Origin of the sequence: Anabaena sp. CCY 9402-a (genome assembly GCF_963920945.1) — a bacterium.
In the GTDB taxonomy this organism is placed as follows: domain Bacteria; phylum Cyanobacteriota; class Cyanobacteriia; order Cyanobacteriales; family Nostocaceae; genus Trichormus; species Trichormus minutissimus.
The window spans coordinates 1-11,294 of record NZ_CAWUDL010000118.1; the positions used below are offsets into that span (position 1 = coordinate 1).

The 11,294-nt window shown below is 40.7% G+C and carries 9 protein-coding genes and 1 pseudogene; 7 read left to right on the forward strand and 3 right to left on the reverse strand.

Annotated elements, in window-relative coordinates; translation table 11 throughout:
* Positions 1–170 precede the first annotated feature (170 nt).
* Complete coding sequence (locus ACM0OR_RS26460; protein ID WP_190704066.1) at positions 171–854, reverse strand: response regulator transcription factor; 684 nt, start codon at positions 852–854, stop codon at positions 171–173.
* A gap of 298 nt (positions 855–1,152) precedes the next feature.
* Between ACM0OR_RS26460 and smpB the strand changes: the two genes are divergently transcribed.
* Together smpB and ACM0OR_RS26470 are read left to right on the forward strand one after the other, a co-directional pair.
* A complete protein-coding gene (gene smpB, locus ACM0OR_RS26465; protein WP_190704069.1) occupies positions 1,153–1,620 on the forward strand; it encodes an SsrA-binding protein SmpB in 468 nt (155 codons plus the stop codon).
* 132 nt (positions 1,621–1,752) lie between these two features.
* The gene (locus ACM0OR_RS26470; RefSeq protein WP_323267539.1) at positions 1,753–2,034 is read left to right on the forward strand and encodes a WGxxGxxG family protein; all 282 of its coding nucleotides are present in this window, start codon (positions 1,753–1,755) and stop codon (positions 2,032–2,034) included.
* A gap of 95 nt (positions 2,035–2,129) precedes the next feature.
* On the opposite strand, the gene ACM0OR_RS26475 is transcribed toward ACM0OR_RS26470, so the two are convergent.
* Together ACM0OR_RS26475 and ACM0OR_RS26480 are read right to left on the reverse strand one after the other, a co-directional pair.
* Positions 2,130–3,557, reverse strand: coding sequence for an IctB family putative bicarbonate transporter (locus ACM0OR_RS26475; RefSeq protein ID WP_323267540.1), 1,428 nt, complete (start codon positions 3,555–3,557; stop codon positions 2,130–2,132).
* Positions 3,558–3,860: 303 nt separating this feature from the next.
* Entirely contained in the window at positions 3,861–5,417 is a 1,557-nt protein-coding gene (locus tag ACM0OR_RS26480) for a GAF domain-containing protein (RefSeq protein ID WP_414579408.1), read from the reverse strand.
* Between the two features lie 810 nt (positions 5,418–6,227).
* Between ACM0OR_RS26480 and ACM0OR_RS26485 the strand changes: the two genes are divergently transcribed.
* From ACM0OR_RS26485 to ACM0OR_RS26505, 5 genes and pseudogenes are all read left to right on the forward strand, one after another.
* Complete coding sequence (locus ACM0OR_RS26485; RefSeq protein WP_414579409.1) at positions 6,228–7,400, forward strand: DegT/DnrJ/EryC1/StrS family aminotransferase; 1,173 nt, start codon at positions 6,228–6,230, stop codon at positions 7,398–7,400.
* 110 nt (positions 7,401–7,510) lie between these two features.
* Positions 7,511–8,404: a cyanoexosortase B gene (gene crtB, locus ACM0OR_RS26490; protein ID WP_414579410.1), complete on the forward strand. Its 894-nt coding sequence runs from the start codon at positions 7,511–7,513 to the stop codon at positions 8,402–8,404.
* 182 nt (positions 8,405–8,586) lie between these two features.
* Positions 8,587–9,318 (forward strand): cyanoexosortase B system-associated protein, encoded by a 732-nt coding sequence (locus tag ACM0OR_RS26495; protein ID WP_414579411.1) that lies wholly within the window; start codon positions 8,587–8,589, stop codon positions 9,316–9,318.
* 38 nt (positions 9,319–9,356) lie between these two features.
* Positions 9,357–10,709 carry a polysaccharide biosynthesis/export family protein gene (locus tag ACM0OR_RS26500; RefSeq protein ID WP_190710016.1) on the forward strand — a complete coding sequence of 451 codons (1,353 nt, stop codon included), beginning with the start codon at positions 9,357–9,359 and terminating at the stop codon, positions 10,707–10,709.
* A 168-nt stretch (positions 10,710–10,877) separates the two neighbouring features.
* Positions 10,878–11,240: pseudogene (locus ACM0OR_RS26505) on the forward strand (lipopolysaccharide biosynthesis); the annotation flags it as partial.
* Positions 11,241–11,294: the final 54 nt, after the last annotated feature.

The following is an 11,294-nucleotide window of genomic DNA, read 5'->3' on the forward strand; positions in this document are numbered from 1 at the left end:
GTAGTGAGTAGTGAGTAGTGAGTAGTGAGTAGTGAGTAGTGAGTAGTGAGTGCTGAGTAGTGAGTAGTGAGTAGTGAGTGCTGAGTAGTGAGTGGGTGGGCATTGTATTTTTCTCCCCCTGCTCCCCCTGCTCCCCCTGCTCCCCCTTCTTTCTTTTCCCCAGTCTCCTTCTACTCTACAAGCCCATGCTTAATCGCAAAACGCACTAATTCAGCCCGGTTGCTGGTGTCAGTTTTTCTTAATAAGCTGCTGACGTATTTTTCTACAGTTCTGGGACTTAAGTGAAGTTGAAGTCCCATTTCTGCGTTAGAAAGACCGTGAGTTAAAAGTTCTAAGACTTCCTGTTCTCTCAGGGTCAAAGATGAGAGCAAGCCTGACCCCTCAACATGACTCAAAATAGAGTTATGAGTCTCTATGACTCTTGTAGAGCCAGGACTAGCTGAACTCTCTTTCTGAGGAAAGCGGTACTCAGATTGAATAATTTGCGATCGCTCCAATAGATTGCAAATAGCTGCGGCTAACTCTTCTAGCTCAAAAGGCTTCGGCAAGTATAAATCACACCCAGACTGATAACCAAGAATTCTTTCTTGAGTCTTGGTACGGGCTGTTAATAAAATTACGGGTAATAAGCGAAATTTTGGTTTTTGACGTACCCGACGTACCAATTCATACCCATTCATACGTGGCATGACAATATCGGTGACAATTAAATCAGGCTGGTATTCTTCCACCATTGCCAAAGCTTCTTGACCGTCATTGGCCGTAATTACTGCATAGCCTGACAGTTCAAGATAATCACTAATAGATAGACGAGTGCCCACATCGTCATCCACCACAAGGATCGTCAAGGGCATGGAAAGTACACCCCTAGCATTTTTACTCAGAAATTTCCTTCTAGAAGCTCTATATAAGAACACGCGTTACAATAGTGTTCTTATGTTTCATAATATGACAAGATTAGTAGCTAATGACTGTCTTAGGGGTGATTTATAAAGAAAATCTTAAATCCATAAAAAGATTAACAAATTTAAACGTATTTAAGACCCCCGACAATATAAAAACGCAGTAAATGTTGCAATTCTTCACAGAATAGCACAATGCTCACCTATTAATCACCCTAAGATAAATTAATCAACGGAAGAACAATTTTCAATGAGCGATAAGAGCGAAAGTTACAAAGTTATCAGTGATAATCGGCAAGCCCGCTATTTGTATGAAATCCTAGAAACCTTTGAAGCTGGGATTCAACTGACGGGAACTGAGGTTAAGTCAATCCGTGCGGGTAAAGTAAACCTCCAAGATGGTTATGCTTTGCTTCGTGATGGGGAAGCATGGCTAATTAACGTGCATATTTCTCCTTACAACGCTAGTGGGCAGTATTTTAATCACGAACCACGCCGTACCCGCAAACTGTTACTACATCGCCAAGAACTTCGGAAACTCATCGGTAAAGTAGAGCAGCAAGGTTTGACATTAGTACCCTTGAAGATGTACCTGAAACGGGGCTGGGTCAAAATTAGTATTGCCCTAGGTAAAGGGAAAAAGCTCCACGATAAGCGAGAAGACCTCAAACGCCGCCAAGATCAACGTGATATTCAACGGGCAATGAAAAATTATTAAAGTAGCAACAGAACTATATATCTTCAGCGTGAGTTAAGTAAACACCTACTCTATAGCCGTAGATTGATTCTGTTCAATTCGGGAATCGTTACAGTGGTGGGTAACTTTAGAAGCTTATGAGGAAATCCTACCATGAAACGTGACTTCACCGCAGTTGTTGGGGCTAGCCTTCTGACTTTAAGTACGGCCATTTTGCCTTTAAGTCTACCTGCACAAGCTCAAGTCAATACTGTGCCTAGAGTAGATAATGTCCCCAGAACCACAACTTATTATGAACGTAATGATTTTGATTGGGGTTGGTTGGGTTTAATTGGTTTATTAGGTTTAGCTGGGTTAGCTGGTAGAAAACAGCACGACGAGCCAACCCGTTATCGCGATCCCAATGCTCCTGGGGCTACTAGTTATAGGGACTGAGATAATCAATTATTTCTTTTGTTGTACTAATAATTTAGAGGCACGGTAGGGAGAACTAGTCTTGATAATACCGTGCCTATTGTCTTGTGAAGAAGTTAATTGACTGTTGGTTCTGGTTGGTGTGAGTTATCTGCTTGAGTTTGATTTTGGTTTAAAGGTGTCCAGTAGCTGGCAATTAAGGCAACCATCAGCCACCAGAGGGTATTGACTTCAGGGCGAAACCAAATGGTGTCTACTGCACCGTGAGCCAGCATCCCTAACAAAGTAGCAAATGCCCCAATTAACCAAAATCCTTCTAAATTATTGGATTGTCGTAATCTGCGTAATTGTAAAAATGCCGTATTGACAGTGACAATGATTAACCAAAGAAAACAACCAAGACCAACAAAACCCGTTTCTACAGCCACCTCTAAGAAAATGGAATAGGCACTCAAAGCACTATAACGAGGACGCTGGTAAAGCGGATAGATTTTATTAAAAGAGTTATGACCGGGGCCAATGCCGATAATTGGCCGATCGCGGATCATCTCAAACACAGCATCCCAAACATTACGGCGAAAATTATTGCTGCTATCTTGGCGATCAGCAAAGATGCTGAAAACCCGTAAGCGGACTGGTTCAACAAATATCACTGCTACAACCAATAACCCGATCACGCTTCCTAAGAGTATGGGTAGTGACCAAGTGCGCCAAAAAGCTGGTAGTTGTATACTCCACCAATAAACTAGCAAAGCGATCGCCGCGAAGACTGCCACCAATAGCCCAATCCAGCCACCACGACTAAAAGTTAAAATTAGGCAAGTAGTATTAACAATTAGCATTGTTAATGCTAGGGACTTTTTCATCCATCCTTGCCAAGCAAAAATAGCTACTAGGCTAAAAACTACAGCTGGAACAAGATAACCAGCTAACAAGTTAGGATTACCTAAATAACTATAAACCCTAGTAGTTTTAGATAAAGGAGATGCTGGGTCAACCCAAGTAGCTAGTTGGACTGCACCAAAACGCCATTGCCTTAAACCGTATACACTGACAATTAGTGATACGTGTAAGTAGATAGTAATAATCCAAGACCGCAAACGAGGCGATCGCAGCACCCTAGCACACAAGGCAAATAGCAATAAATACAGCGTTAAAGTGATTAAATCATTCAACGCTGCTCTGGGTACAGGTGATAATGCTGTTGCGACTATGGCAATTGCCCAGTAAAGCAACACCAACAGATGAATAGGAGTAGCAAGGGGAGTTCTGATTGATGTTGGTTCATCAGTTAACGTCAGCAATAGCCAAAATCCCACACAAGCTAAGAGCAATACTCCTATCAGGGTACTAGAGACAAAAGGAGCGAGTGCATATACCAAGCTCAGTAAAGCCGCAGCAATTACATCTCCCCACTGGAGTAAAATACTAGTTTGCCGCCAAGGAAACAACAATCCAACTAGTAACCGATGTAAATAACTAGTAGAAAGATATTGTTTGAGCGGTAAATACGATAAAGTAAACCTTTGCCAGACTAAATTCATAAAACCCACTGTGATCAATTAGCAAGCCCTTTTAGCACTTGGACTTGATCATATAGCGGCTCATTATAAAGTAATAATCCAGATAGCAAATTGGTAATTGGTAATTCTGTTGTTAATAATAGCTACCATAGCAATCCTCTGAAATTTATGATCATTGGTGAGACTTGAGAACCCTGGTTGAGTAAAAAACCAGGATTCTCAAGCCTCACAAATGATTGAGGATGTTCATAGCAATTCCCCATAATCTTAAATACTGACTCTGAATGCTTCATTACAGGCTACTAACGGTATAGGTAAGACTTTCTATGAAATATCGCCGGTTTCCGGGGAGTTAGTTAGTTGCAGTGGTAGACTCAGTACATAACGATGCCCTGATTGTGGCGAACCTTGAATAGCAATTTGTCCACCATGTAATTCTGCCAATTGACAGCTGAGTAACAGTCCTAAGCTTTCTCGTGACAAATTACTTTGTCCTGGAGTTAAATCTTCTTCAGGATCTACATCCGCAATATTTGTGCGATCGCCATCTAGATTTTGCAACTTTTCTAGTGTGATAGGCAAGCTCCCAGTTTCCTCATGACTATCTAGATGGATACTGTAAGGTGCGGCTTCACCAGCCAACTCCATCAGAGTCAATGAATTGAGGCGGAAGTAAGGGTCAACCTCAGTCATACCATCTCCTAACCAGGGATGGGAAGCCCACACAGTAATATTGAGCGTATTTTCTTTGTAAGAAACGTGAATACGAATAATACTACCAGTGGCAGAAAGTTGAATTACGCTAAAAATCAGATGATATAGTATTTGCCGGACTTTATCTTTGTCCAACGGCCAAATTCTTCCACGTCCTGGTTCGACTGACAGGCGAATATCTTGCTCACGGCGATTAGCTGCTTCTTCCAAAGTATTAATCGCCTGCTGACACAGCATTTCTACATCTACAGGAACTACATTGATGCTAGTAGCATTTTTATCCATTGCTCCTAGTTCGGTAATTTCATTAACTAGAGAAAGTAAGTACCGACCACTATGTTGGATGATATCTAAATATTCTCTTTGTTTAGTGGTTAAAGGCCCGTAAATCTCTCTTCCTAAAACACTGGTCATCCCTAGTACGGATGTCAGGGGTGTGCGTAGTTCCTGAGTCAGTTGTGCTAGAAGTTCTAGTTTGATTTGCTTAGTTTCGTGAGCTTCTTTGTCTAAACTAGATGAAGTGACTTTTGTGACTGTGTTCAGTTCTTCATTAAGTAACAAAGGAGTGGAGTTCTTTAAACTCAACTTATTGGCTTGTCCTAGCATCAGCAGTCGATTACGCTCAAATTCGCTCATGCTCCAACGAGCTATAATCTGTAAAAATTCAATGTCTCTATTCGTAAAATTACGTGGTACTAGATCCATCACTGCCAACGCACCCAGGCAGTTACCTGTAGCATCAATTAGCGGCGCACCTAAGTAAGCACGGATGCCATAATCTTGTACTAATTTGCTCGCCACTAGTGAGGCATCTGTCAGCTTTTGTGTATCGTTAATTACAAGAGTTTGAGAACTTTCTATAACCTGAGTACAAAAAGACTCGCCCCGCAACAACTGGCGACTTTGTGCCAAATTGTTCATTAAGCCCAGCCTAGATAAGCCCACAGCCGATTTGAACCAATGGCGTTCTTGATCTATGAATCCTAAAACAGAAATTGGTGCTTCCAAAAAGTGAGCAGCTGTTTGAGTAGCCTCTTCAAAAACTGGTATTGTTTCTGGGTGTCGCAAACCTAATTCTGACAATGCTGTGAGACGTTGTTGTTCTCTTGTTTCTTGAGAAGTCCAACCATCTTTAAGGACAAATAAGTTGTTATTCGGCTCTACCATTGCCACTGCTACCTTAATAATTGCTCGATACTGTAATTTATATAACCACTTTTGCTGGGTTATGATTTACTATTCTTAAGCATTCCCCAATTTAGCTGCTGACAAACAAGTTGGGGACAAAAATTTTGTACCTCTGTTGTAAATACGGTAATTAATGGTGTATTACTTCTCTCGTGAGGTTGCAATGAGCAGATAGCGTTAATTTATGGTGCAATCAGGGTATTCTAACCTTAGCAATACAGTGGTCTGAAGAATGAACAATAGAACAAGTCTTTTGATCATCAATATACAGATGAGACAAAACTCAGTTCTGTTAGGTTTTTTAACACTGTAAAGTATACGAAATCAAGACTGAATTACGCATCATGACTCATAAATATAACTCTGTAAACCGCAAATATTCTGATTTTTATTTTCTGAAAATTTTTTGTTAATATTAATTATTTGGATATAAATACCTGATCAAGGTAAAATTATCTGCTATTATATTTGCCCGTAAAATAAAATGTTTTTTCAGGAAATTTGATTCGTTGAATTGCAGATTTATAGTAACGGTAGCAATTATAAATAATAGTTGATATCCCAAATTAAGCTTCTATTTGAGCATAAGTTAATCTCGATATTTTTAGACTGATTGTGGTGGGAATTCACAAATATATCATTTTGTAATCACAGATAATTTTTACTGAATTTAGGTTAAAGTCATAAAGAAAATCATGAATTTAACAATAAAGGTAGAAATTCGAGGACAACGCTGGCGCGAACTGCCTCCTGCCTTTTGCTTTCTTCAATTGAGAGGTTAACTAATCAATGAGTAGTAGAATAATTCCTTTTGTAGACCTCAAGTTACAGCATGAGTTAATTCAAAATAAAATCCAGCAGGCAATTGAGACTGTATTGGAGCGAGGAGATTTTATTTTAGGAAAATCACTGGCAGAATTTGAAGTAGCATTTGCTCAAGCTTCAGGAGCAGAATATGGAGTAGGTGTAGCATCGGGAACTGATGCGATCGCGTTAGGTTTGCAAGCGTGTAACATTGGGGCTGGGGATGAGGTAATTTTACCAGTCAATACTTTTGTAGCCACCATGATTGGAGTTTTACAGGCGGGAGCAACACCCATTCTTGTAGATTGCTCTAGCCAAACAGCTTTAATTGATTTAGAAGCAGCAGCCAAAGCCATTACACCCCGGACTAAAGCTATTATTCCAGTGCATTTGTATGGTCAAATGGTATCACCTAGACAGCTATTAGATTTTGCTGATACCTACAAAGTGTTAATCTTTGAAGATGCCGCCCAAGCACATCTGGCACACAGAGAAGGATATCAAGCTGGTAGTGTAGGTACAGCCGCAGCCTTTAGTTTTTATCCCAGTAAGAATTTAGGGGCTTTGGGAGATGGGGGAATGATACTCACCCGCAACGCAGAAATAGCCCAAAAAGCTGCCAGGTTAAGAAATTACGGCTCATCCCAAAAGTATGTTCACATGGAAATGGGTACAAACAGCCGTTTGGATACATTGCAAGCAGCTATTTTATTAGAAAAATTACCATATTTATCTCAGTGGAATAGCGATCGCCTCAGCATTGCCCAACAATATGATCTAGAACTAGCACCCTTAGCCTCTGTTGGTATTACCCCTATCCAAAATCAAAGTGGTGAAGGTCATGTTTATCACCTTTATGTGATTAAAGTTGATAATAATTGCCCCATAGACCGACAGCAACTCCAAACAGAACTAACAAAAGCAGGTATTCAAACTGGTATTCACTATCCAATTCCTTGTCATCTCCAACCAGCTTTTACCAACCTCGGCTATCAAAGCGGAGACTTTCCCCAAGCGGAAACACTAGCCCAGCAAATACTATCCTTACCGATGTACCCTGGTTTGAGCCATAGCCAAGCCAGAGAGGTTGTAGCTGCTATTACCAGTGTAATTAGTGGAGTAGCAGCCAAACCCACACCTACTACTGAAGTAGTGTAATATATTAAAAGTTACAATATTTTTCTTTGTGTCTCAGTGCCTATGTGGTTAAAGACTGCCTCTATTAACACAGAAACACTGAGATAATATTAACTGAGTTGCTGAAAATTATGGCACTTCAACAACAAATAAAAAACAGAAACACAACCCAACTACTAAGTATAGGAATTTTCAGCCTGATAGTGCTGCTCTATGCGCCCGTCTTACTCCACTGGGTAGACGGTTGGCTAAACAAAACTATTAGCATCGAACACGAATATTTCAGTCATGGTCTGATAGGTCTACCATTTGCAGGTTATCTGAGTTGGAAACACCGAAAACAGTGGCAACGCCTGCCCAATAAAACCCATCCTTTGGGTGTAGCTTTATTAGTTATTGGGGCAGTGTTTTATTTAAGCGGTGTGACAGAGTGGGTAAATCTTTCCTTACCCATAATACTGGCAGCATTATGCCTGTGGTTTAAGGGTTTTCCCGGCTTAAGACTACAGGGATTTTCCCTAATACTGGTATTCCTCGCAACTCCCACCGCAGTACCTTACCTGATTGCCCCTTATACATTTCCCCTGCAAAGTTTCATTGCCGCGACAGCAGGTTTCATCCTCAATCAGTTTGGCATGGAAGTAGTTGTTGATGGTATCAACATCTATGTTGGAGGCAAAATCGTCGAAGTTGCCCCCTATTGTGCCGGCTTAAAAATGCTGTTTACAACTATTTACGTCAGTTTGATGTTGTTGTATTGGACAGGAGCTTTATCTTCTCGTCGGGTAACAGTTTGGTTTTTATCAATTGCCGTTATCATCAGTGTTATTGCTAATATCATTCGTAACACCTTACTGAGCTTCTTTCATGGTGCTGGTCAGGAAGCTGCTTTTACATGGTTACATGATAGTTGGGGCGGCGACCTATATTCTGCCCTGATGTTACTTTCCTTAGTACCTCTGTTGAATTGGCTAGATCAATATCTGTCAGCACTACCGGAAACCGAACTAGAAGCAGAAGGATAAATGAGTAATGAGTAATGAGTAATGAGTAATGAGTAATGAGGGGAATTGGGAATTAGGAATTAATTATTTTTTTTATCCAGTCCCCAGTCCCCAGTACCTCTTGACACTAACCATTAATTTTACTGAACCTACAGGGTCATTTTTTCAGGTAGAATTTTGCGTAAATATAGCAATTTTTACCGATGATTTCCTTATCTAAATTTTTTAAATACAAGTATTTAACTTATCTAACAGTGCTGTTACTGTTGCTACTGCTATTAGTAACAGGGGCAGTTCCAGGATACTTAACAGGAAAATGGCAATGGAAACAACCACCAGCTGTTACCAATCTCAAATTATTAAAAGATATACGTAGCAAGGGTTTAACTTTGTCTGGTTGGAAAACTCTTGAACAAGTAGAACAACAAATTGGCACAAATAAATGGTCATTGCAACTGATACAGCAAGAAAGCTCGCAAAAAAAAGCTATCTTGCTGTTATTGCCGCAAAATGGCCCAACGGATCAACCGGAAATCGAATGGACAGATATTAGCGGTTGGGGAAAGTCCCGTTGGGGAAAATGGGATATAGCTCAAGAACGTTCAGCTCAGTTGATTGTCAAACAATCACCCCATAGGGAAAATACCCAAACTCAGGTAGAAGCAATATTCTTTCGCGCCGCCACAAATCAAGAAACCTTTGCTGTCTTGCAATGGTACGCTTTACCAAATAGTGGATATTCATCACCGTTTCGCTGGTTTTTAGCCGATCAATTTGCACAATGGCAGAAAAATCGTGCGCCTTGGGTTGCTGTCAGTATTATTGTGCCGATAGAACCTTTAGGACAGGTGGAAACTACTTGGCCTTTAATAGAGTCTATTGGGGAAACAGTACAATCCACATTAATGGCAGAAGTTTTTAACCCTACTCAATGAGTGTCATAACTTCTGGCAATATATTCTAAAGACCAGCAATGTTAATATTTATGAGTTCTTATATGCGTGCATTGAGCGCCCTGTGTTGTGTAAGTTTTCAATTAGGGCTTTTCTTAAATACTTTTCAACCTGTTTTAGCTCAAACTTTGCCACCTGAAGGGGAATTACCAGTAAAATTCCCTTCACCTCCACCAGAGACTGAGGTTGCACCAGCTAGCACGAATAACGAAATTTCTCCTCAATTTAACCGCTACTTGTTGGGGCCAGGGGATACTATTAACGTGACATTTGAACGTCCTCCTGGCCCTTATCGCTTGGGTTCAGGAGACGTAATTAGTGTGATTGTGCAACGCTTTCCAGATTTAAGCTTTCAAGCTGGAATTAACCCAGAAGGTAACATCATAGTTCCCCTCCTAGAAACTGTCCCACTGCAAGGTTTAACTTTACAAGAAGCCCAAGCAAAAATTCGCTCTTTGCTCAATCAATATGTGATTGATCCCGTTGTTGTTTTATCTTTGACATCACAGCGTCAAGATTTAAGTTTTCAAGCGCAAGTTAGTCCAGAAGGCAATATTGTCGTACCACAAGTTGGTCTGGTTTCTATCCAAGGTTTAAGTTTAGAAGAAGCAAAAGAAAAAATTGGTTTGAGTTTGGGTCGTATTTTAGTAAATCCAATGCTGGTTGTGTCTCTGGCCAGCCCCCGTCCTGTACAGGTAACTATCAGTGGGGAAGTATTTCGACCAGGTATTTATAATATTTCTGCCGCTTTACCCCGTGTGGCTGATGCTTTGCTGACAGCTGGTGGTTCTAGCATTGGTGCTGACTTGAGACAGGTGAAAGTACGTCGTCGGTTGATGGATGGTTCTACCATTTCACAAAATATTGACCTGTATGGGACACTGCAAAATGATGGTTCACTACCTAACTTACGTCTGCAAGATGGCGATGCTATTATTGTCCCACGCCGAGAAATCGGCACAGATGACGGTTATGACCGTACTTTAGTATCTCGTTCCTCCTTGGCCATACCGCAAATTAGAATCCGAGTTTTAAATTACGCGGCTGGGGGAATAGTGACGCAAGCCCTGCCAAATGGTAGTACGTTTATCGATGCCTTGGGTGGGATCAATCTTGATACTGCTAACCTGCGAGATATTGCTTTAGTACGCTTTGACCCGGAACGAGGGAAAGCTGTAACTCAATCATTAGATGCGAAAAAGGCTATGAGTGGTGATGTCGCCCAAAATGTGCCTCTGCAAGATAATGATGTGATTGTAGTTGGTCGCAACCTAATTGGCAGAATTACCAACTTTCTTAGTACAATTACTCAGCCATTTTTCAATGTACGTTCGTTCCTGAATTTCTTTGAAAACTTTGGCGGCAGAAATTAAAATATGTTTTTTGAGGTAATGGGCTTGTAAAGGATAAATCAAGAATGTAGCAAAATGAAACACGGGGGTGACTAATGAATCGTCAATCATGAATAATAACAGTAACTATAATAACAACTAGCGATCGCCGATTCTATCCACCTTTGTCTGTTTACCTATGCTTCTGTTATGACCCCACCAATTGTTAAGCGTTACGTCATTGCTTTTGAAAAGTACAAATGGATTGGACTAGCCAGCTTTGCTTTAATTGTGGCGGGGTCAACAGTCGTAGCTATCCAACCCGACCCACCACCCACCTATGTAGCAGACAGCTCATTAACCTACTCTCGCCCACCCGTCTCTTTCTCGGCTACTGGTAGTGAAATTCAACAACAAGGTCAAGAACTCAATGAGGAAGTATTACTCTCAGACCAGTTGATTGAACGTGTGGGAACAAAAATGAATGTCTCACCAAAAACTGTCGGTGCAAGTGTAGCATTGAAGCTACCCAGGAGAAATGCCCGGACTGGGCAATTAGAATCTAATATTATTAGACCTATCTTTAAAATAAATTTTATAGGAAAATAAACAGAGAAGATAAAAAAG